This window comes from Ramlibacter sp. (assembly GCF_035548915.1).
Lineage (GTDB): Bacteria > Pseudomonadota > Gammaproteobacteria > Burkholderiales > Burkholderiaceae_C > Ramlibacter.
On record NZ_DASZSE010000042.1, the window covers coordinates 1 to 21,087 of the forward strand.

23 protein-coding genes and 1 tRNA gene are annotated in these 21,087 nt (G+C 68.5%); 12 read left to right on the top strand and 12 right to left on the bottom strand.

Features of this window, described 5'->3' with window-relative positions; all coding sequences use genetic code 11:
* Positions 1 to 386 precede the first annotated feature (386 nt).
* Positions 387 to 1,481: a redox-regulated ATPase YchF gene (gene ychF / locus VHA82_RS17085; RefSeq protein ID WP_325545932.1), complete on the bottom strand. Its 1,095-nt coding sequence runs from the start codon at positions 1,479 to 1,481 to the stop codon at positions 387 to 389.
* 31 nt (positions 1,482 to 1,512) lie between these two features.
* Here ychF and VHA82_RS17090 point away from each other — a divergent pair, with 31 nt between their 5' ends.
* Positions 1,513 to 3,375, top strand: coding sequence for a sensor domain-containing diguanylate cyclase (locus tag VHA82_RS17090; protein WP_325545935.1), 1,863 nt, complete (start codon positions 1,513 to 1,515; stop codon positions 3,373 to 3,375).
* A gap of 7 nt (positions 3,376 to 3,382) precedes the next feature.
* Here the strand turns inward: VHA82_RS17090 and VHA82_RS17095 are convergent, their stop codons facing one another.
* Complete coding sequence (locus VHA82_RS17095; protein WP_325545937.1) at positions 3,383 to 4,237, bottom strand: MOSC domain-containing protein; 855 nt, start codon at positions 4,235 to 4,237, stop codon at positions 3,383 to 3,385.
* A gap of 42 nt (positions 4,238 to 4,279) precedes the next feature.
* Between VHA82_RS17095 and VHA82_RS17100 the strand changes: the two genes are divergently transcribed.
* The 4 genes from VHA82_RS17100 to VHA82_RS17115 all read left to right on the top strand — a co-directional run bounded on the left by VHA82_RS17100 (position 4,280) and on the right by VHA82_RS17115 (position 9,196).
* Complete coding sequence (locus VHA82_RS17100) at positions 4,280 to 5,383, top strand: FAD-dependent monooxygenase (protein WP_325545940.1); 1,104 nt, start codon at positions 4,280 to 4,282, stop codon at positions 5,381 to 5,383.
* Between the two features lie 200 nt (positions 5,384 to 5,583).
* Positions 5,584 to 6,240, top strand: a complete 657-nt coding sequence (locus VHA82_RS17105) for a DsbC family protein (RefSeq protein WP_325546150.1) — start codon at positions 5,584 to 5,586, stop codon at positions 6,238 to 6,240.
* Positions 6,237 to 8,018 (top strand): peptidase M61, encoded by a 1,782-nt coding sequence (locus tag VHA82_RS17110; RefSeq protein WP_325545942.1) that lies wholly within the window; start codon positions 6,237 to 6,239, stop codon positions 8,016 to 8,018. Before VHA82_RS17105 ends, VHA82_RS17110 begins: the two co-directional genes overlap by 4 nt.
* The gene (locus tag VHA82_RS17115) at positions 7,997 to 9,196 is read left to right on the top strand and encodes a DUF3108 domain-containing protein (protein ID WP_325545944.1); all 1,200 of its coding nucleotides are present in this window, start codon (positions 7,997 to 7,999) and stop codon (positions 9,194 to 9,196) included. Before VHA82_RS17110 ends, VHA82_RS17115 begins: the two co-directional genes overlap by 22 nt.
* Before the next feature lie 4 nt (positions 9,197 to 9,200).
* Here VHA82_RS17115 and VHA82_RS17120 read toward each other — a convergent pair whose 3' ends face one another.
* The 4 genes from VHA82_RS17120 to VHA82_RS17135 form a co-directional block, all read right to left on the bottom strand.
* Positions 9,201 to 9,629, bottom strand: coding sequence for a hypothetical protein (locus tag VHA82_RS17120; RefSeq protein WP_325545946.1), 429 nt, complete (start codon positions 9,627 to 9,629; stop codon positions 9,201 to 9,203).
* A 78-nt stretch (positions 9,630 to 9,707) separates the two neighbouring features.
* Positions 9,708 to 11,000: a phenylacetate--CoA ligase PaaK gene (gene paaK / locus VHA82_RS17125; RefSeq protein WP_325545948.1), complete on the bottom strand. Its 1,293-nt coding sequence runs from the start codon at positions 10,998 to 11,000 to the stop codon at positions 9,708 to 9,710.
* An 8-nt stretch (positions 11,001 to 11,008) separates the two neighbouring features.
* Complete coding sequence (gene paaI / locus VHA82_RS17130; protein ID WP_325546152.1) at positions 11,009 to 11,404, bottom strand: hydroxyphenylacetyl-CoA thioesterase PaaI; 396 nt, start codon at positions 11,402 to 11,404, stop codon at positions 11,009 to 11,011.
* A gap of 295 nt (positions 11,405 to 11,699) precedes the next feature.
* Complete coding sequence (locus VHA82_RS17135) at positions 11,700 to 12,503, bottom strand: enoyl-CoA hydratase-related protein (RefSeq protein WP_325545950.1); 804 nt, start codon at positions 12,501 to 12,503, stop codon at positions 11,700 to 11,702.
* Between the two features lie 77 nt (positions 12,504 to 12,580).
* On the opposite strand from VHA82_RS17135, the gene VHA82_RS17140 reads away from it, so the two are divergent.
* On the top strand, positions 12,581 to 13,360 hold the full coding sequence (locus VHA82_RS17140; RefSeq protein WP_325545951.1) for an enoyl-CoA hydratase: 780 nt from the start codon (positions 12,581 to 12,583) through the stop codon (positions 13,358 to 13,360).
* Here VHA82_RS17140 and VHA82_RS17145 read toward each other — a convergent pair.
* Together VHA82_RS17145 and VHA82_RS17150 are read right to left on the bottom strand one after the other, a co-directional pair.
* A complete protein-coding gene (locus VHA82_RS17145; protein ID WP_325545953.1) occupies positions 13,347 to 14,513 on the bottom strand; it encodes a hypothetical protein in 1,167 nt (388 codons plus the stop codon). The two genes, VHA82_RS17140 and VHA82_RS17145, sit on opposite strands and share 14 nt — an antisense overlap.
* The gene (locus VHA82_RS17150) at positions 14,510 to 15,127 is read right to left on the bottom strand and encodes a sigma-70 family RNA polymerase sigma factor (RefSeq protein WP_325545955.1); all 618 of its coding nucleotides are present in this window, start codon (positions 15,125 to 15,127) and stop codon (positions 14,510 to 14,512) included. Before VHA82_RS17150 ends, VHA82_RS17145 begins: the two co-directional genes overlap by 4 nt.
* Positions 15,128 to 15,299: 172 nt before the next feature.
* Here VHA82_RS17150 and VHA82_RS17155 point away from each other — a divergent pair, with 172 nt between their 5' ends.
* Positions 15,300 to 16,895, top strand: coding sequence for a vWA domain-containing protein (locus VHA82_RS17155; protein WP_325545957.1), 1,596 nt, complete (start codon positions 15,300 to 15,302; stop codon positions 16,893 to 16,895).
* Between the two features lie 27 nt (positions 16,896 to 16,922).
* Positions 16,923 to 16,999: transfer RNA gene (locus tag VHA82_RS17160), tRNA-Met, on the top strand.
* 119 nt (positions 17,000 to 17,118) lie between these two features.
* Here VHA82_RS17160 and VHA82_RS17165 read toward each other — a convergent pair.
* Positions 17,119 to 17,526, bottom strand: coding sequence for a type II toxin-antitoxin system PemK/MazF family toxin (locus VHA82_RS17165; RefSeq protein WP_325545959.1), 408 nt, complete (start codon positions 17,524 to 17,526; stop codon positions 17,119 to 17,121).
* Positions 17,523 to 17,801 (bottom strand): hypothetical protein, encoded by a 279-nt coding sequence (locus VHA82_RS17170; RefSeq protein ID WP_325545961.1) that lies wholly within the window; start codon positions 17,799 to 17,801, stop codon positions 17,523 to 17,525. The genes VHA82_RS17165 and VHA82_RS17170 overlap by 4 nt, the downstream gene beginning before the upstream one ends.
* A gap of 150 nt (positions 17,802 to 17,951) precedes the next feature.
* On the opposite strand from VHA82_RS17170, the gene VHA82_RS17175 reads away from it, so the two are divergent.
* Positions 17,952 to 18,311: a hypothetical protein gene (locus tag VHA82_RS17175; protein WP_325545963.1), complete on the top strand. Its 360-nt coding sequence runs from the start codon at positions 17,952 to 17,954 to the stop codon at positions 18,309 to 18,311.
* A 21-nt stretch (positions 18,312 to 18,332) separates the two neighbouring features.
* On the opposite strand, the gene VHA82_RS17180 is transcribed toward VHA82_RS17175, so the two are convergent.
* Positions 18,333 to 19,130 (bottom strand): hypothetical protein, encoded by a 798-nt coding sequence (locus VHA82_RS17180; protein WP_325545965.1) that lies wholly within the window; start codon positions 19,128 to 19,130, stop codon positions 18,333 to 18,335.
* Between the two features lie 23 nt (positions 19,131 to 19,153).
* Positions 19,154 to 19,333 carry a hypothetical protein gene (locus VHA82_RS17185; RefSeq protein WP_325545967.1) on the bottom strand — a complete coding sequence of 60 codons (180 nt, stop codon included), beginning with the start codon at positions 19,331 to 19,333 and terminating at the stop codon, positions 19,154 to 19,156.
* 137 nt (positions 19,334 to 19,470) lie between these two features.
* Here VHA82_RS17185 and VHA82_RS17190 point away from each other — a divergent pair, with 137 nt between their 5' ends.
* From VHA82_RS17190 to VHA82_RS17200, 3 genes are all read left to right on the top strand, one after another.
* The gene (locus VHA82_RS17190) at positions 19,471 to 19,779 is read left to right on the top strand and encodes a PilZ domain-containing protein (protein WP_325545969.1); all 309 of its coding nucleotides are present in this window, start codon (positions 19,471 to 19,473) and stop codon (positions 19,777 to 19,779) included.
* A 207-nt stretch (positions 19,780 to 19,986) separates the two neighbouring features.
* Complete coding sequence (locus tag VHA82_RS17195; RefSeq protein WP_325545971.1) at positions 19,987 to 20,568, top strand: hypothetical protein; 582 nt, start codon at positions 19,987 to 19,989, stop codon at positions 20,566 to 20,568.
* A 75-nt stretch (positions 20,569 to 20,643) separates the two neighbouring features.
* Positions 20,644 to 21,069: a hypothetical protein gene (locus tag VHA82_RS17200; protein ID WP_325545973.1), complete on the top strand. Its 426-nt coding sequence runs from the start codon at positions 20,644 to 20,646 to the stop codon at positions 21,067 to 21,069.
* Positions 21,070 to 21,087: the final 18 nt, after the last annotated feature.

Consider the following 21,087-nt stretch of genomic DNA (forward strand, 5'->3'; position numbering starts at 1 on the left):
GCCGGGCGTACGTGGACATGCTCGCGCCGCTTGTTCGCGCGGAGTGTTTGGCGTGCGCGCCAAACACGCAGCAAGTTGCGGCGCGGGGCCGCGAGACCGTTCGGCGACAGGAATCCGGTAGGGCTGCGCGATGAGCGCGGCTCGACGGACGCCGTAGCGCGCGCCGCGGCCCGGCCGCACGCGGCGTTGCCGCGAGGTGGGGGAGAGGTGACTCCGGCAAGTCAACGATTTCCACGAGGAAAGAACAAGGCGCTGGATTCCCGCTTTCGCGGGAATGACGGTGGAGGGGCGGGAATGACGGCGGAGCGGCGGGAATGACGGTGGAGGGGCGGGAATGACGGTGGAGGCGGGAATGACGAAGGAAACCAAAGCGTCTGGCCGTCGGCTCAGACGTTGAACAGGAAATTCATCACATCCCCATCCTTCACCACGTACTCCTTCCCCTCGCTCCTCATCTTCCCCGCATCCTTCGCGCCCTGCTCGCCCTTGTACGCGACATAGTCGTCGAAGGCGATCGTCTGCGCGCGAATGAAGCCACGCTCGAAATCGGTGTGGATCACACCGGCTGCCTGCGGCGCGGTGTCGCCCTTGTGGATCGTCCACGCACGCACTTCCTTCTCGCCGGCCGTGAAATACGTCTGCAGCCCGAGCAGATCGAACGCGGCGCGAATGAGACGGTTCAATCCCGGCTCCTCCTGCCCGATCTCGGCAAGGAACATCTTCTTGTCGTCCTCGGCCAGATCCGCGATCTCCGACTCGATCTTCGCGCAGATCACCACCACCGGCGCATGCTGCTTCGCCCCGTACTCGCGCAGCCGGTCCAGATACGGATTGTCGTGATAGCCGTTCTCGTCGACATTGCCCACATACATCGCAGGCTTGGCCGTGATGAGGCAAAGAGGCTTCAGGAGCGCCGCCTCCTCGTCGTTCAGCTGCACGCTGCGCGCGGGCCTGCCTTCGTTCAGCGCCTCGCGCACCTTCGGCAGCATGGCCGCCATCTTCATGGCCTCCTTGTCGTTGCCCGACTTCGCGGCCTTCGCATAGCGCGCAAGCGTCTTCTCCACCGTGCCGAGGTCCGCGAGGCACAGCTCCGTCTGGATCACCTCGATGTCGGCCACCGGGTCCACCTTGCCCGCGACGTGCACGATGTTCGCGTCGTCGAAGCAGCGCACGACATTCACGATGGCGTCCGTCTCGCGGATGTGCGCGAGGAACTGGTTGCCCAGGCCCTCGCCCTGGCTCGCGCCGGCTACCAGTCCCGCGATATCGACAAACTCGACGATGGCTGGCACGATGCGCTCCGGCTTCGCAATGGCGGCCAGCCGCGCGAGGCGCGCATCGGGCAGCTCGACCACGCCCACGTTGGGCTCGATGGTGCAGAAAGGATAGTTTTCGGCGGCGATGCCCGCCTTCGTCAACGCATTGAACAGCGTGGATTTGCCGACGTTGGGCAGCCCCACGATCCCGCACTTCAGACTCATGTCAGCTCCCGAGAATCGAACCGGAAAGTGTATGCCAAGCCCCCGGGCCGGCCCACGCGCGAGCCGGTTCACGCTGCTCGCGCGCCTCTGGGTGGCCGCGCTCGTGCTTTTCGCAATCGCCGTGCCGACGCAAGGCGCCGCACCGACGCCCATGACGCAGCCGGCGCCCGCGACGCTGCTGAACGACGCGCAGCAAAGCATCGACGCCGAACTCCTCGGACAAGTCTGGCTCGACCCGCGCGCGAATGCGACCATCGAGGAAGTCGCGGGTCCGCAAGGCATCGCCCGCTTTCAGCCGCTCGTCACGGAAACCATCTGGGCGCTCGGCCCCGACGCGGCGCTCTGGTTCCATTACCGGCTGATGCGCACCCCGGGCGAGCGGCAGGACTGGCTCGTCGAATTCCCCATGCCGGCACTCGACCAGGTCACGCTCTTCCAGCAGGAAGGCGAGCGGTGGCGAGCCGAGTCCGCGGGCGACACCATCGCCGTGAACCAGTGGCCCGAGCCGGGGCGCCACCCGTTCTTCCGGCTCGAGCTGCCCGACGGCCAGCCGCGCGACATCTTCGTGCGCATCCGGCATGCGACTTCCGCGAATTTCCCGGTGCACTTCGTGACGCTCGCCGCGCACAACCAGCGCATCCAGCTCGAATACCTGGGCCTCGGGCTCGCATTCGGCGCCCTTTTGCTGCTGATCGCCGTCTGCTTCACGCAAAGCTGGGTCTACCGCGACCGCGTGTACGCGTGGTATGCGCTCTATGCGATGGTGACGACGCTCGCGGTGGCCACCATCACCGGCGTGACGGGGCACCTCCTGTGGCCCGGGCTCGGCGCGCTCGGCGATTCGCCGAAGGCGATCCTTTCTTACTTCGCGGCGGCGGCAGCCCTCCTTTTCGTGCGCAACCTGATCGGCATCTCGGCGCGGCATCCGTCGACCGATCGCCTCATCTATCTGCTCGGACTCGCCGGCCTCGCGATGGGCGTGCTGCATCCGGCGGCGCCCAAGCTCGCGGGCCTCGCCATCCTCGCCGGCTACGTCGTGCTCGCGACGGCGATCAACCTGGCCATGGCACTCGCCGCCTGGCGCCGCGGCGACGTCGTCGGACTCTGGGTCTTTTCGGCCTACGTGCCCCTCGCACTCGCGGTCGCGCTGAGCCTCTCGCGCTTGTTCGGCTGGCTGCCCGTCTCGTTCGGCACGCAGTACGCCGTGGTCGTTGCGATGGCGATCGAGGTGCCCTTGCTGCTCGTGGCCCTCTCGATCCGCTCGCGCGAGCGGCACGGCGCGCAGATCCGCGAGCAGGCGCTGTCCACCCAGGACGCGCTCACGGGGCTTCTTGCGCCGCACCTCTTCCGCGACCGCCTGCGCCAGGTCGTCGCGCGCTTCCGGCACGACCGCGAGAACGCCGCGGTGATCTTCATCGATCTCGTCAACTACCCGCGGATCAAGCACCACTTCGGCTCGGCGGTCGCCGAACAGAGCCTCTTGCGCAGCGTGATCAAGCTGCGCCGGCTGCTGCGCGACGTCGACACCGTGAGCCGCATCGGCGAGGCGCGCTTCGGCGTGATCCTCGAAGGCGTCGCCTCGCGAGCCGTCATCACCGACCGCGCCGCGCGCCTGATCGCGGCGGGGCTCATGCCGCTGAAGGGACTCAAGCCCGACGTGACGCTGCAATTCCACATCGCGGGCGCGCTGCTCGACGAGCGCAAAGACGAGGCGGACGAACTCGCGCAGGCGCTCGATGCCTTGCTCGGGAGCATGTCGCCGCGCACGCGTCGCCCGATCCGGTTCCTCGCGCCGCCCGCGACGATGCCCGCCGGGCTGCAGGATTCGTCGATGCTCGACGAAGTCCCGCCACAAAACGGCACGGACCGGCCGCCGCTGTCGGTGGTGAGGTGAGCCGCCTCTACGCGAAGTCCCAGTCCCCCGTGACGCGCTGGCCCGCCCGCAGGATCCGATCGAATCCTTCCAGGACGATCGCGTTCATCGCGAAAGCGATCGCACCGCCCAGCCGTTCGCTCGCGCGATAGGTCCGCAGCACGTCGTTGATCGCCGGGTTCATCTCGGCCGTGGCGGGGTCCACGGTCGGGATCGTGCAGCGCGAGCACGGCTTCACGAGCGCGAGCCGCACCTCGCCTTCGGGCGTGTCGATGCGCAGCACCGAGACGCGATCCTCATCGTGCGCCTCGAGGCCCGCGAGCACGATGTTCGGCCGGAAGCGCTCGATCCCGATGGCCGCCACGCCGCGCGCCGCCAGCTTCTCGTTGAGCAGATCGAGCGAGGCCTCGCTCACGACGAGTAGCGGGTAGCCGTCGGCGAACTGGTTGGGCGCCTCGACACCGCCCGTCCACTCCAGGTTCGAAAGACGCCGGCATTCGGGATCGAACCGCGCGAGCCGGCTCTTGCGGCCGAGGAAGTCGCTGAACCACTGCGCCGCCACGTCGCCCATGTCGTAGGCCGCGACGGTGTCGTTCCACACACGCACCTGCGCGGGCCCTTCCACCGCGTCCTCCTGCAGGTGCAGCGCGAGCATGCCGGGCGCGCGCAGGATCACCTCGCCTCGGCGGAACTGCGTCTTCACGAGCGCCATGCGCGGCAGTTCGCGCTGGGTGACGAATTCGCCGGATTCGTCCACCACCATCCAGGCGCGATCGAGGTCGAATCCGGTTTCGGTGACGAGGGCTTCGGTGAGTTCCGCACCCGCGCAGGATTTCACGGGGTAGGCGAAGAGGCGGGCGATGCGGGCGGAGACTTCAGTCATGGTGGGCAAGCGGCGTATCAGGGCCAATCCTACAATCCCCCGATGGCCCCTCCCATCGACGTGTGCATCCGCGGCGCCGGCATCGTGGGCAGCACGCTCGCGCTGCTGCTCGCGCGCGACCGCCTGCGCGTGGGCCTCGTGGGCGGCCCGCAGCCCTCGGGGGGCCACAGCGACGTGCGCGCCTACGCGCTCAACGCCGCGTCGAAGGACCTGCTTGAGCGGCTGCGTGCCTGGCCCGACGAGGCGCACGCGACGCCCGTGGCCGCGATGGAAGTGCACGGCGACGAGGGCGGCCTCGTGAGCTTCCGCGCGGCCGACGAAGGCGTGCCGGCGCTCGCCTGGATCGCCGATGTGCCGCCGCTCGAAGCGCAGCTCGCGCAGGCGCTGCGCTTTCAGCCCATGGTCGAGCGACTCGATGCCCCGCGCGCCGCACCGCTCACGGTCGTGTGCGAAGGCCGCACGAGCACGACGCGCGCCGAATTCAACGTGCATTTCGAGGTGAGCGCGTATTCGCAGCAGGCGATCGCCGCGCGCTTCGATTGCGAACTGCCGCACGGCCAGGTCGCGCGCCAGTGGTTCCACGAGGGCGACATCCTCGCGCTGCTGCCGCTCGGCGGCCCCGGCGGGAACACTGTGGCGCTCGTGTGGTCGGTGCAGGATGCGCAGGCGCCCGGACTCCTTGCGCTGCCGCCGGAAGAATTCCAGTCCCGGGTCGCTGCCGCGAGCCATCACGCGCTCGGCAAGCTCAAGCTCGCGAGCGAACGCCGCGCCTGGTCGCTGCAGCTTGCGCACGCGCAGGACTGGTGCGGCCCCGGCTGGGCGCTCGCGGGGGACGCCGCGCACACGGTGCACCCGCTCGCGGGACAGGGATTGAACCTCGGCCTGGCCGATGCCGAGGCGCTCGCCAAGGTGCTGCACGAACGCGAATACTGGCGCGGCCCGGGCGACGCACGTCTCCTGCGCCGCTACGAACGTTCTCGCAAGGCGGCGGTGCTCGCGATGGGCTTCGCCACCGACGGACTGCAGCAGCTCTTCGCGCGGCCCGGGGAGCCCTGGACGCTCCTGCGCAACGCCGGCATGAAGGGTTTCGAGTGGAGCGGCCCGCTGAAGCACTGGGTCGCGCGGCAGGCGATGGGACGGCTGTAGAGTGGCGCAAGAAGTCGCGCAAGAAGCTGCAATGGAATTGGGTATGGAATTGGGAATGGAATGGCTAAGGAAGCGGTAGAGGTCCGGACATGAGAGCAAACACCTTCGGCCTGCGCGCGGCCGTCGCAGCGTGCGTGGCGTTCGCCGGGCTCGCGGTCTTCTTCGCCCGGGCGCAGAGCCCGGCGCCGGCCATCTCCGGCATGCTGGCGGGCGAGGCGACGCTGCGCAGGAACCTCGTCGAACGCGTGCCGCAGCTGGGCCATATCGACGAGGTGAGCCGCACGCCGATGCCCGGGCTCTACGAGATTCGCGTCGGCACCGACATCTTCTATTCGGACGCCGACGGCAACTTCCTGCTGGAAGGCACGCTCATCGACACCCGCACCAAGAAAAACCTCACCGAAGCTCGGCAGGACAAGCTGCTCGCGGTCGACTTCAGCACGCTGCCGGTGAAGGACGCGTTCACGGTGGTGCGCGGCAACGGACAGCGCAAGGTGGCGATCTTCGAGGACCCGAACTGCGGCTACTGCAAGCGCATGGAGCGCGACATCCAGAGAGTGGACAACGTGACGATCCACGTCTTTCTCTACCCGATCCTCGGCCCCGACTCGGCCGTGAAGTCGCGCCAGATCTGGTGCGCCGCCGACAAGGGCCGCATCTGGGTGGACTGGATGGCGCGCGACAAGGCGCTGCCGTCCGCGGGCGGCTGCGACACCTCGGTGCTCGAGCGCAACATCGCGCTCGGCCGCCGGCATCGCATCTCGGGCACGCCGACACTGATCCTGTCCGACGGCAGCCGCGTGCCCGGCGCGGTGACGGCCGCGCAGTTCGAAAAGCTGCTGGCCCAGGGCAAGTGAGCGTCGCGCCCGCCGACAGCGTGCACTACCGCGTGGAGCCCGCGGAGCCGAACGCGCACCTCTTTCACGTCACGCTCACGATCGCGGCGCCCGAGGTGCCGCAGCGCCTGTCGCTGCCCGTCTGGATTCCGGGCAGCTATCTCGTGCGCGAGTTTTCCAGGCACCTGCAAAAGCTCGCCGCGCGCCAGGACGGCAAGCCGGTGGCCGTGCAGCAGCTGGACAAGTGCAACTGGCAAGTCGACTGCGTGCCCTCCAGCCCGCTCGTCCTCACGTACGAGGTGTACGCCTTCGACAACTCGGTGCGCACCGCGTGGCTCGATTCGCAGCGCGGCTTCTTCAACGGCACGAGCGTGTGCCTGAAAGCGCATGGGCTGGAAGCTTCGAGGCACGAACTGGAAATCGCAGCGGGCAAGTCCCCGGCGAACTGGGAAGCGGCGACGGGCCTTGCGCCCGTGAAGGTGACCCGGCGCGGCTTCGGCACCTATGCCGCGCAGGACTACGACGAGCTGGTCGACTGCCCCGTGGAGCTGGGCGCCTTCTTCAGCCGCGAGTTCAGGGCGGGCGGCGTGCCGCACCGCTTCGTGCTCGCGGGCGCGCCGGAATCGTTCGACGGCGAGCGGCTGATCGCCGATGTGCAGAAGATCTGCGAGACGCAGATCCGCTTCTGGCACGAGAAGTCCCGGGGCACGGGGCGCGCTCGCCCGCGGCCGCCGCACAAGTCCTATCTCTTCATCCTGAACGCCGTGGACGAAGGCTACGGAGGCCTCGAGCACCGCAACTCCACTGCGCTCATCGCGTCGCGCCGCGACTTGCCGAGGCTCGGCGACTCGCGCATGACGGAAGGCTACGTGACGCTTCTGGGCCTCGTGAGCCACGAGTACTTCCACACCTGGAACGTGAAGCGCCTGCGCCCCGCCGAATTCGCGCACTACGACTACGGAGCGGAGAACTACACGCAGCTGCTGTGGTTCTTCGAAGGCTTCACGAGCTATTACGACGACTTGCTGCTGCGCCGGGCCGGCGTGATCGACGACGTGACTTACGTGAAACTGCTGAACAAGACCATCAACCAGGTGATGCAGACCCCCGGGCGCGACTTGCAGTCGGTCGCGCAGGCGAGCTTCGATGCGTGGGTCAAGTACTACCGGCAAGACGAGAACACGGCCAACGCCACGGTGAGCTACTACACCAAAGGCGCGCTCGTGGCGCTGTGCTTCGACCTCACGTTGCGCGCCGACGGCCGCGCGTCGCTCGACGACGTGATGCGCGCGCTCTGGCAGCGCTGCAAGGCGGGGCCCATGAGCGAAGCCGACTTCGCCGCGGTGCTGAAGGAGCTCGGCGGCCGCGCCTTCACGCGCGAGCTCGCAGCCTGGGTGCACGGCACGCGCGAGTTGCCGCTGAAGGAACTGCTCGAACGCCAGGGCATCGCCGTGATGGAGGAGCCGTCGCAGCTGCAGCAGCGCCTCGGCCTGCGCGTGAACGAGGCGAACGGCGCGGTCATCGTCAAGAACGCGCTGCGCGGCGGGGCAGCCGAACAGGCCGGCATCGCGGCGGGCGACGAATGGCTCGGCGTGGAAGTGGCCGGCAGCGGCTGGCGGCTTTCGAAGCTGGACGACCTCACGCTCTATGCCGGGCAGCACCGCAAGGTGATCGCGCTGGTCGCGCGCGACAAGCGCCTCTTGCGGCTCGAACTGAACATTCCGCAGGCCGCGACGACCTGGCGCCTCGCGCTGCGCGAAGCGCAACGGGCGCAGGCATGGCTCGCCGCCACGCACTAGCGCTTGTCACGGCCTGCGTGCTGGCCGCGCATCTCGCGATCGTGGACTGGGCCGGACGCGAACTGACTCTCTCCGATTCGGTGTTGCAGGCGATGGCGCCGCCGATGTTCACGCGCCTGCTCCAACAGAAGGAGCCGCCCGCCGCGGCACCGGCGCCGAAGCCGAAACCCAGGCCCGTTCGCAGGCCGCCGCCGAGCGAAGGCTCGATCGCCGCGAGCTTGCCCGCATCATCCGCGTCCATGCCGCGGAAGGCAACGGCCACCGTCGCGCAGCCCGAGTCCGTGGCCGCGCCGGAGGGTTTGGCCGAGCCGGAGGCTGTGGCCGAGCCGGAGGCTGCGGCCGCTTCGGAGGCTGTGGCCGCTTCGGAGGCGGATGCACTCGCGGGCGCGCCTGCATCCGGGTCCACCCCCGACGCATCGACCGCCTCCGCGCGGGCAGCAGAGGCACCGCTCGCCGCAGCGTCGCAACCGCAAGCCGAAGCTTCGGCGGCCGCTGCCGCGGCCAGCGCCGCGCCGGCTCCTTCGCAAGAGGCCTGGCTCGACACCTGGCCCGCCGACACGCGCCTCAGCTATCGCCTGGACGGCCAGTTCCGCGGACCGCTTTACGGCAACGCGCGCGTGCAGTGGCAGCGCGACGGCGCGCGCTACCAGGTGCAGCTGGACATCGACATCGCGCCCTGGGTGCGCATGCTGGTCACGAGCCAGGGGCAAGTCACCGACGACGGGCTCGTGCCGCGAGCGTACGAAGAGGCGCGGGTGGGCAAGCGCCGCGCGGCGCAGTTCGGCGAGCACACCATCGCGCTCGACGGCGGGCGCACGTCGGGCAAGCCGCAGGGCGTGCAGGACACCGCGAGCCAGTTCGTCGACCTCGCGCATCGCTTCGCGACGGGACGCGACGCGCTCGAGGTGGGCAAGAGCGTGAGCTTCTGGCTCGCGCGGCCGGGCAGCGTCGACCTGTGGACTTACGACATCGTCGGGCGCGAAACCTTGCAGACCGGAACGCTCGGTGCCGTCGAGGCGTATCACCTCAAGCCGCGGCCGATCGCCAATCCGAAGGGCAACATCGTCGCGGAGATGTGGTACGCGCCGAGCCTGCAGTACCTCCCCGTGCGAATCCGCGTGACGCAGGGCAGCGAGATCTGGATCGATCTCGTCGTGGACAAGATCGAGCAGCGCTGACGGCTCACCCCGCCGGCCGGACGCCCTCGGCCATCATCGCGGCCTTCGCCGGATCGGTCGCCACACCCGTCGCGCGCCAGAGCACCACGGCGAACATGATGATCGCGATGCCCACCACCAGCGAAGAGATGCCCAGGAGCGGCTCGATGGACACGACACCGCGATACAGGAGCGAGAGGCTCACCATCTGCACGAAGTGCGACGGCACGTAAATCCAGAACTGCAGCTTCGCGAGCTTCGTCATGCCCGCGGCCGGCCAGGCGCGATAGAACAGGCCGAAGAGCCCCATCGTCACCCACCCGAGCAGGTTCAGGTGCACGTGCACGGGCATCATCGAGTGGTCGCCACTCATCCCCATCACGTTGCCCAGGACGATGCCCAGGACGAGGTACAGCACGGCAAGCCGCAGGAACCACTGGCTGATGCGCTCCATCGAATGAACTCCTCTTCGAATCGACCCGCCCGAACGGCGTGGCGGCGAGTCTAGGGCGCGGCGCGCGGCCGCGCAACGTCACTTACGCTGATCGATCACGCGCTTGGCCTTGCCCATGCTGCGCTCGATGCCCCCGGAAGGCCGCAGTTCGATCCGTGCCGTCGTACCAATGTATGCCTTGATCTCGTGCGCGAGCCGCTCGCCCGCCTCGCGCGCTTCGCTGCTTTCGTGCGAAAGCTCCGCTCGCGCCTCCACGGCGACGGTAAGGGAGTCGAGCGGCCCTTCTCGCATGAGGATGCACTGGTAGTGCGGCGCGAGTTCCGGGCGCTTCAGGATCAGCTCCTCGATCTGCGTCGGAAAGACGTTCACGCCGCGCACGATCATCATGTCGTCGCTGCGGCCCGTGATCTTTTCCATTCGCCGCATCGTGCGTGCGGTGCCGGGCAGAAGCCGCGTGAGATCGCGCGTTCGGTAGCGCACGATCGGCAGCGCCTCCTTCGTGAGGCTCGTGAAGACGAGCTCGCCCAGTTCACCCTCGGCGAGCGGCTCGCCCGTCCGCGGATCGACGATCTCGGGGTAGAAGTGATCCTCCCAGATCGTCGGGCCGTCCTTCGTCTCGACGCATTCGTTGGCCACGCCCGGCCCGATCACTTCCGACAGGCCGTAGATGTCGACCGCATCGATGCCCATGCGCTTTTCGATCGCCTCGCGCATGTCGTTGGTCCACGGTTCCGCGCCGAAGATGCCGATGCGCAGGCTGCTGCGCGCGGGGTCGAGCCCCTGGCGATCGAATTCGTCGGCGATCGCAAGCATGTAGCTCGGCGTCACCATGATGATGTCGGGGCGGAAGTCGCCGATCAGCTGCACCTGGCGTTCGGTCTGCCCGCCGCCGAAGGGGACCACGGTGAGGCCGAGCCGCTCGGCGCCGTAGTGCGCGCCGAGTCCGCCCGTGAAGAGGCCGTAGCCGTAGCTCACGTGCACGAGATCGCCGGGCCGCGCGCCCGCGGCGCGGATCGAACGCGCCATCACGAGCGCCCAGGTGTCGATGTCGTTCTTCGTGTAGCCCACGACCGTCGGCTTGCCCGTCGTGCCGCTGGAGGCATGGATGCGCACGCACTGCTCGCGCGGAACCGCGAACATGCCGAAGGGGTAGCTCTCGCGCAGGTCCTGCTTGGTGGTGAATGGAAACTTCCGCAGGTCGGCGAGCGTGCGCAGGTCCTCGGGGCGCACGTCGGCTTCGTTGAACTTGCGCCGGTAGACCGGCGAATTCGCGTAGGCGTGGTGCAGCGTCTGCTTCAGGCGCTTGAACTGCAGCGAGCGCAGCTCGTCGATGCTCGCCTTCTCGATCGGCTCGAGCGGGAATCCTGCCATGGTTCGCCTCACTCCTCTTGGGGGATCACGTGGCCCTGGATGCTGGCGCTCTTGCCGCGAAACATCGCGACGACTTCGCCATTGTGGTTGGTGACTCGCATGTCGTAGATGCCGTGGCGGCCCTGCAGCATCTGCTCGACGCCTTCGCAGGTGAGGACGTCGTCCAGGTGGGCCGGCTTCAGGAATTCGATGGCGCAGCCTGCCGCGACGGTCACCTTGTTGTGGCTGTTGCAGGCGAAGGCGAACGTCGAGTCGGCGAGCGTGAAGATGAAGCCGCCGTGGCAGATCTTGTGGCCGTTGAGCATCTCCGCGCGCACGCGCATGCGCATGACCGCGCGTCCGGGCTCGCACGAGACGAGCTCCATCCGCATGAACTCGCGGCTCGCGTGGTCGGCCGCGAACATGGTTTCGCCCACGCGGCGGGCGAGGTCCGCTGGATCGGCGCTCACTTCAGATGTCCATGACGCCGCGCGTTCGCACGGCGAATGAGGAAAAAACGGTCGTCATTCCCGCGAACGCGGGAATCCAGAGCGTCGGGAAGCCTTGGATCCCCGCCTTCGCGGGGATGACGGTGGGCAAGCCCTGGATCCCCGCTTCCGCGGGGATGACGGTGACCGGGCGCGACCGGACAGCGCGAGCGCCTTGGCCCGGCCTGGCGCCGTTCATTCGTCCTTGAATCATTCGCCCTTGAACCTTGAATCATTCGCCCTTGAAATTCGGTGCGCGCTTCTCGACGAACGCGCTCACGCCTTCGATGTAGTCGTGCGTGCGGCCCAGCTCCGACTGCGTGTCGCGTTCGGAATCGAGCTGGCCGTCCAGCTCGCGCGACGCCGCATAGCGCAGCAGATGGCGCGTTTCCACGAGCGCGCGCGTGGGCATTGCGGCGAGCCGGCCCGCGAGCTTCATCGCGGCGGCCAGGCAGTCTTCGCCCTCGGCGGCCACGTCCCAGATCAGGCCCCACTCCTTCGCCTCCCGGGCGGACACCTTGTCGCCCAGCATCGAAAAGCCCATGGCCCGCGCGAGCCCGAGCTTCTTGATGGCGAACCACGTACCGCCCGAATCGGGCACGAGCCCGATCTTCGCGAAGGCCTGGATGAAGCTCGCCCCCGGCGCCGCGACAGCGAGGTCGCAGGCCATCGCCATCGACACGCCCGCGCCCGCTGCCACGCCGTTCACGGCCGCAACCGTCGGCACGCGCAGCCGCATCAGGCGGCGAATCGTGGGATTGAAGCATTCGTTGATGATGGGGCCCGGGTCCGCGCGCTTCGCGAGGTCGGGACCGGGCGCGAGGTCGAATTCCGACAGATCCATCCCGGCGCAGAAGCCGCGGCCGGCGCCGGTCAGCACGAGCGCGCGGATCGACTTGTCCTGTTCCACTTTCGCAAGCGCCCCCCAGAGCTGCTCGTGCATGTGGCGCGTGAAGCTGTTCAAGGCCTGCGGCCGGTTCAGCGTGACCAGCGCGACGGCTTCGCGCCTTTCGAACAGCACGGTTTGTTCGTCCATGGTGCGTCTCCTTCGCGCATCACTCTAGCGCATCGCGGCGCTTCGTTATAGTTGCCGCCAGCGAAAGGACCGCCGCCATGACCTACGAAACGATCGAAGTCCGCACCGAAGGGGACCGAGTCGGCATCATCACCCTGAACCGCCCGAAGCAACTGAACGCCCTGAACGACCAGCTGATGGATGAGCTGGGCGCGGCGCTGAAGGCGTTCGACGCCGACGACGCGATCGGCTGCATCGTCGTCACCGGCAGCCAGAAGGCCTTCGCCGCCGGCGCGGACATCCAGGCGATGGCCAGGTACGACTTCGCGCACGTCTTTCGCACCGGGTACATCAGCCGCAACTGGGAGACGATCCGCTCGATCCGCAAGCCCGTGATCGCCGCGGTGGCGGGCTTCGCGCTCGGCGGCGGCTGCGAGGTGGCGATGATGTGCGACTTCATCATCGCTGCCGACAACGCGAAGTTCGGCCAGCCCGAAGTGAAGATCGGCGTGATCCCGGGCGCGGGCGGCACGCAGCGCCTGCCGCGCACCGTGGGCAAGTCCAAGGCGATGGACATGGTGCTCACCTCGCGCATGATGGATGCGGCCGAGGCCGAACGCGCGGGACTCGTGAGCCGCGTCGTGCCGCTGGACAAGCTCATGGACGAGACCCTGGCCGCGGCACTCGCGATCTGCGGGATGCCGCGCCTGGCCGCCATGGCCGCGAAGGAAGCGGTGAACCGCGCCTTCGAGAGCCCCCTTTCGGATGGCCTCCTCTTCGAGCGGCGCATGTTCCACGCGATGTTCGCGACGAACGACCAGAAAGAAGGCATGGACGCGTTTCTCGCCAAGCGCGAGCCGAAGTTCACGGGCGAGTGACGGGCACGCGCGCGGCCTCGGCGCGCAACGCATCGGCGAGCGCGCTGTCGATGGCGCCCGCCTCAGCGGCCGCGCCGGCCGCCGCGTCGGTGAATCTCACCTGGTCGCCTGCGAGCTCCAGAACGCCGACCCGTTGATCGCCGCGCAGCAGCTCGATCCGCAAGGTAGGCGTTGCGGCGAACGGCTGCGTGCCGCTCGCCGCAGCGATCGCACGCTGAACGAGCGATGCGAGCTGGCCGGCCCGGTCTCGGGGCACGACGGTGTCGCGCCCTTCGGATTGCACGCGCAAGGCGGTCCATCCGGGCGGCGCGGCGAACTCGCTGCGCACCGCGGCGGGCAGCGGTGGAGAAGGCGCGGCCTTCGCCATGGGGGCTGCTTGCGGGACGGCCTGCGGGCCGTCTTGCCGAGCGCCTTGCCGAGCGTCTTGCCGAGCACCCTGCGACGGCATCGGCAAAGTGGCCGGCGGGGCGGCAGCAAGGCTTCCTTGCGCGGAAGACCCGGCTGCGTCGCTCGCGAGCGACTTGTTCTGCGCAAAGTCACGTCGCTGCGCCTGCGCCTGCGCCTGCGTCTGCGTCTCCATCTGCGCATCTGCCTGCGCCTTCGACTGCGTCTGCGACTGCCCTCTTCGCGATTCGGCCAGACGCTCATCCGGTCCCGCCGGGGGCGGCCTCGGCTGCTGTGCTTCCTGCGGCCGTGGAGTCCGCCCACGCTCCGCCGACATCGAGGGGATGGGCGCCCCCGCGGGCGCCGTGGCGGGCGCACGGCGCGGCGCGGCGCTCGGCGCGGGGGCCACCACCGCGGGCGGCACGGACGGCGGCCCCGTGTCTGCTCGTTCCTGCGAAGCTGTCGCCGTGGACTTCTCCGCAGGCCGGGCGCTCTCCGCTTCCGGCCGCACACCCGGCACCTCTTGCCCATGCCACAGCACACCCACGAGCACGGCCAGCAGCACCGTCGCGAATGCGGCATTCCACGGCATGCGCTGTCCCGGCTCGTCCCACCACCGGCGCCAACCGGACCGCGCCGCCGGCTTCGTTGCGATCGCGCGCCGGGCCGCTTCGCGGATCGCGTGGCGCGCAGCCTCGCCGGGCACGGCATCCGCATCGGGCGCGGCGTCGAGCGCACGCCGCAGGCGCGCATCGCGCCACGCGGTCATGCCGGGCTCCCGATCGCACCGAGGTAGTGCTTCATGCAGCCGCGCAGCTTCTGCAGCGCGTAGCGCAGTCGGCTCTTCGCGGTTTCGAAAGGCAAGCCCAGCGCGCGGGCCATGTCCTCCACGCTCGCGCCGTCCTCGTGATGCAGCAGGAAGGCCGCGCGCTGCGGCTCGGGCAGCTCCTCCAGGCAATGCAGCAACTGGCGGCCCGCCGCGCGCCAGAACGCCTCGTCCTCGCTCGACGGATGGCTCGCATCGAGCGCCTCCTGCAGCCAGTCGAGCGGATCGCCATCGTCGTCCGCGGCAACGAGCGGCATCTCGCGCCCGCGCGTGCGCAGCCGGTCGATGGCGAGGTTGTGCGCGATGGTGAAGGCCCACGTGCGCCACGATGCGCCCTGCGGCGCGAAGCTCTCGCGCGCGGCGACGATGCGCAGCCACGTGTCCTGGAACACCTCGTCGGCCTGCGCCGCGAAGGAGGCACCCAGCACGCGACGCACGAAGCGGAAGAGCGCGCCCTCGTGGCGCGCATAGAGCGCATCGAACGCGGCGACGTCGCCGCGCGCATAGGCCTGCATCAGGTCTTCGTCGGGCATGTCGTCGCGCGGCTCGCGGGGCATGGGCGGATTGTCACATCACGTTGTACGGGGCTCGCCGTGCTTCGGGGTTAAACCGGGGCGGGAAATTTCACCCCGTGCAGGAACGCGCGCCGTATCAAGCCTCATCCAGTTCGCTCGTTTCATTCGCCACCAGGAGGCTTCGATGTCCCGCACGCACGCATCCAGCACGCACTTGTCCCGTCGCCCTTTCCGCCGACTTTTCCGCCGCCTTTTGCGCCGCAGCTTCCCGCAGCGCGGCTTCTTCTCGCGCACGTTGGTTGCGGTCGTCGCCGCGCAACTGCTGCTTTCCGGCTGCAGCGCCATGGCCCGGCCGCAGGGCCAGTGGCCCGAGCCCGAACCGCAGGCCTGGGAGTCGCAGCGCTCTCCCCAGCAGTACCCTCCTGTCGTGCGGAGTGTGCCGAACTTCCGCGCGCCTTCCGCCACGCATTGCGCACGGCCCGTCACGACGCGCGAAGTCCCGGGCGGGTCGGTCGATGCGCAATATCCGCATCTGCGAGGCGACACGCGTGCGCGTCGTGACGCGGAACCCGCGCGCGAGGCGCTCGCGAAGTCCGAGGCAGCCGCGGGCAGCGCGACCGGCGCGGGGTCGCTTTCGGCACCGGCCGCACCTGCCGCCGCGCGCGCCGAAAGCAAGGCCTTCGCGGACAACACCGACCGCGCCATGCCGCGGCCACCCACCTTCGCGCCGCCTCAATACGCGCCGATGCCGCAGCCCCTGGCGCAACCGCAGCGCAGATCGCAAGCCGTCACCGCCGGCATGGTCGACGACAACGCGGACTTCGATTCGTATCTGGCGTTCCGGGCGCGCACGCACGTATCGCATCGGCCCCGCGACATTCGCGAGCGCTATTTGCTCGAGGTGAAGGACTCCCGCGGGCGCGGCATCGCGGACGCCGAGGTCGCCGTGCAGGCGGCAAGCGGCTACTCGATGTGGGCGCGCACCGATGCGGGCGGGCGCGTGTGGCTGCATCCGAATGCGTTCGATCCCTCGCTGTCGCCGCAGTACGACATCGCGGTGCGCAAGGGCGGCCGCCTCTCGTGGGGACAGCTCGTGCGCGGCCAGAAAAGCGCGGTGGAAGTCCGTCTCGACGCGCGAGCCGTGCCCGAGCAGGCGCGGCTGGATCTCGTCTTCCTGATCGATGCGACCGGCTCGATGGGCGACGAGATCGACAAGCTGAAGGCGAGTCTGCGCACGATCGTGGCGGACGTGGCGCGTCTGCCGAGCCATCCGGACCTGTGCCTCGGAATGGTGGCGTATCGCGACCATGGCGATGCGTTCGTCACGCGCACGCACGACTTCAGCGACGACGTCGGCGGCTTTCTGAGCGATGCGCTGATCCCGCTGCAGGCCGATGGCGGAGGCGACTATCCCGAGGCGATGAACGAGGCGCTGCACGAGGCGGTGCACGGCTTGAGCTGGCGCGGCGACGGCGCGACGCGCATGGTGATCCTGATCGCCGACGCGCCGCCGCACCTGAACTACGGCGCGCCGCACTACGACGACGACATGGTCGCCGCGCTCGGCAAGGGCATCAAGATTTTCAGCGTGGGGGCGTCGGGCCTCGACCGGCAGGGGGAATTCATCCAGCGGCAGATGGCGCAGTACACGGGCGGCAAGTTCGTTTTCCTCACCTATGCGAACGCGCACGCTCCGTCGAGCGGGCCGGGCCGCGAGACGACGCACGACGTGCGCAACTATTCGGTGGACACGCTGGACCGGCTGATCGTGCGGCTCGTGACCGAGGAGCTCGGCAAGCTCGCGAGCTGATCGCTTGATATAATCGCGGGCTTCATTGGCGCTTTAGCTCAGTTGGTTAGAGCGACGGAATCATAATCCGCAGGTCCGGGGTTCGAGTCCCTGAAGCGCCACCAGAATAGTGTCTCCAGGAAAGTGCATCCTGCAGCAAGAGCCCCAGGGAAATCGACGCCTTGGGGCTTTTTTTCGTCCATGATCGCCCATCCCGGGCGAGAGAGACCTTCTACGACTCACTTCACCGCGCCCCGGCTCGGAAAGCCGCTTTGGCAGCGTGATACACAGAAGGATGCAAAGTCCCGAGCTTGGGCGTCTGGCCGTGCCTGGGATGCGGCGGAACTTTGAAGAACCGATCGGACCAGGGCAGGTCGATCACTTGCTTGCAGTCGAACTTCGTGTCGTATCCGAGGCCCGCCAGCTGGAATGCAGCAGCATGGACCCTTGTGGTCGCGAACTCACCGGCCTTGAGGTTTGCCAGCCGCTTCGACGTGCCATAAGCAACTCCGACAATGACACCGTCATCGCGCATTTCGACGTTCACGACCAAGGCCGGTCTTGGCTTCGGCCCGGGATCGCGTGTGGGCAACTCGGGAAAGTGGCACCAGACGATATCTCCCACCGCGGGCGGCTGCCAAGGGCTGCTCATCCGAACAGCTTCTGTCGCTCGAGCAACTTTCCCTTGGGCATGTGCGCCTTCGCTTCCTTGCGCAAAGCCGCAAGCTGCGCAGCCGTGAGCGGCCCATCGTCGGGTTCGTACGCAGGAAGGACTTCTTCTGCAAACCTGGATAGCGCCATGTGAATCACTTGCGTCTCGGATACATCGAGCTCGCTTGCAAGCGCCTTCACGGTTTCCCGCGTGACACCAAAGCGGGTGTTCCTGGCGCGGAACTGGAGAAGCAGCGAATTGCCGGCGCTGGCCATCATCGACCCCCAGAAATGGATATATATTTATTATATACCGCCTGCCCCTGCACGATGGGTCAGGGACTGCCGGACCGTTGCGTGATGATCCGTTGGCGAGGAAGCCACTCGACCGTTCCCCACCCCTCGATTTCGTGCAACATTCGCACGATGGCACTCGAGGCGACCTGGAAGGACGAGGACGGCTACCGCCGAGTCTGCCTGCGCGGCGATCCGTCCCTCGGCCAGATACTTTCCTACCTCGAACTCATGGCCGTGGAGACCAGCTCGGCACCGCGCGGCCTGCTGCTCGTCGACTTGCGCGGCATCACCAGCCTCACCGGGTTCACCGAGCAATTCACGCTCGGCGAGCGGGCCGCCTCCAAGCTCGGACACCTGCACAAGCTCGCCTCGCTGGTGCCCCCGGGTCGCCGCACGCGTAACAGCGAACGCACCGCCCGCGCCGCCGGCTTCAACCTGCGCGTGTTCGAAGACGAGGGCGAAGCTATCGCCTGGCTGCGCGGAAGCTGAGGCGGCCGAGCGAGCCGCGCGCTATTGCGTTCCCGAGAACACGAACCCGTTCGACCGGTTCGCGTTCAACGTGCCCACCATCAGGGCGCTGCCGTCGATGAGCGCGACCCCGCTCACGGGTGTGACGTTCGCGCAGGTACCGCCGAAGAACGTGAGCGCCACGGCATAGGCCGCCACATGCTGCTGGGGCACGGCCGAGCCCGTGATCTGGCACAGGCTCGTCGTGGTGCCGGTGATCGCGCCGCCCGACGTGATCGTGAGCATCGCGCTTTCGGTCGCGCCCGCAACGACGGAAGTCCCGATCCAGCTGCCCGCGAGCGGCGCGGTGGTGACGACACTGCCGGAGCCGGTCTGGAACGTCGCGTTCACCGATGCGACCTGCGGCAGCGAAACCGTCGCCGCGAGGCTGCTCGCGGTCACGTACGTGCCCGAGAGGGAGCCGTGCGCCACCACCCCCGATGCGGCCGAAAGGTCCGCGAGGTCCGCGATGGTCACGCTGCCGTTCACCGCGCTCACCGAGCCCTCCTCCACGCCCGCGAGCGTGAGCGGTGCGCCGGCCCCGCTGTAGAGCATCCACAGATTGCCGTTGTCGTCGCCGACCGCGTGCACCGTGCGGCCCGTGCTGCTGGTGCCGGTGAAGATGCCCGCGAGCGCATCCGGCGTCGCCGGCGTGCCGCCGCCGGGCTGCAGGCCGAAGCACACGCCGGTGCTGCCCTGGCAGGTGCCGGGGTTGCCGCCGCCGCCCCCGCACGAGGCGAGCACGAAGGGCAGGGTCGCCGCAGCGACGAGGCGAAGGAGCGGTCGGAAGTTGGTTGGCATCGAGGGTATTGTCGTTGGTCGTATCACTTGCGCTTCTTCGGGCGCAGCGGCAAGTCGCCATAGGCTTCCTTCGCGCGGCGCACCCGTTCGAGGTCGTTCAGGAGCGTCTTCAGCGCCGACTCCGAGCCGACGCCGCTGCGCCCGCGCGGCACGCGGTAGTCGGGCGGCTTCACATCCGGATCCGGAAACGGCAACTTGGACATGGTGGGTTCTCGCGCTGGCCAATCCCCCATTCTTCCAATGCCCCGCCCGGACTGCAAGGACTGTGGACGCGCGCCTACAGTCGAGGGGCCGGCCGCGGCGCTACCTTTGCGCTCACGCGAGATGGGAGACATTTGACATGAGCACCCGCGAACCCGACCTGGTCACGGCCCGCAGCGAACGCCGCAGGGCCACGCGCTACGGCAGCAAGCTGCCGCTCTACGTGGGCGGCAACCGGGCACGCCTCATCGATTTCAGCGACACGGGCGTGGGCTTCGTGAGCGACGAGCCCCTCGAGCCGGGCCACGAGATCACGATCGGCATGCGCTACCTGCCCGACGACAGCCACCCGGCGCCGCGCAGCGCGGAAGTGGTGCGCGTGACGTCGGCCGAGGGCGGCTTCGCCGTCGGCGCGAAGTTCAAGGGTCGGAGCGGAACTTCTTCCTGAGCTTGGCCGCCGCGGGGGCGCATCGAAGCGGGCAGGCTCGGCTTGGCACCGGGCCCCCCGGGGCGTCGAGCGCCCCCCTGCCGATAGGCAAACGACCCAGCCGGAGTGAAGCCAATTCCCTAAGGCCAAATCCGTTACGGATGCTTTACTTGAGGCATCGGAAGCAACGCACAACACACCGCTTCCACCCCACAAGGAGCATCGATCATGTCGGACCGCAGCGAACTCGAACTCGAAGTCGAAGCCATGGATTGGGATTCCCGCACCGGCGCCCTGGACGTGCTGGTCGGTGAATTCGTCCTCGTGACGCCCGAAAGCTCCGATCACCCGCGCTACGCCACGATCTCCGCCCTGCTCGAGCGCATCCGCAAGGCGCTCGGCATGGATGCCGTGTTCGTGTCGCAGTTCATCGGCAACCAGCCGGTCGTGCGCTACACGACGCCTCTGGACGACGGCGGCGAGCAGCCCTGCGATCCGCTGGAAGAGACCTACGGCCAGCGCGTGCTCGAATCGCGCCCCCGCCTGCCGCGCCCGCGCAGCGTCTCTCGCGAGCAGCTGAACCCGGTCTTCACGGCCGTGCCGGTGGCAAGCAAGGATGGCAGCGAATACGGCACGCTTTGCTGCCGCAGCTATTCGACCGGCGCGGGCAGCCACGAAGCGCTGCAGTCGGTCGCGCGGCTCGTCGCCGCCACCCTCGACGGCGCCGACTCCTCCATCAGCGGCTTCATGGGCCTCTCGTCCCACGTGCCCGCGCCCGCCTATCCGCAGCAGCAAGCCGCCTTCCACTGAAAGGCGGGCCGCGGCCGGCCTTCTCCGGAGGCCTGCGGGTAGAATCACCCGCCTCACAGCCTCTGGATCAACACCATGAACCGCTGGATCGCCAAGGCCCTCGCCGGCTGGGTCCTCGCCTGCGCGTACGCCGCGCCCCTCCTTGCCCAGGTTCTTACGCAGGACACGACCGGCGTCGCGCGGGATGTCCCGACCAACGCGAAGCTCGCGATCATCGGCATCACCCCCACGCCACCGGTCATCACCGTCAACGGCCAGCCCGACCGTCTTTCGCCCGGCAGCCGCATCCGCAACCGCCGCAACATGGTGGTGCTTTCGGCGAGCCTCGCGGGGCAGAACGTCTATGCCGTGTACAAGCGCGACGCGGCCGGGCTCGTCCATGAGGTCTGGCTGCTGTCCGCCGACGAATACGCAAAGCTCGGCGGCATCAACGCCGGCGACCCGGACGGCTGGCGGCGCTTCAACGAGCTCCTTGCGCTCATCTTCGGAGCGCGGCAGTGACGAAGTCGAAGCGCGTCT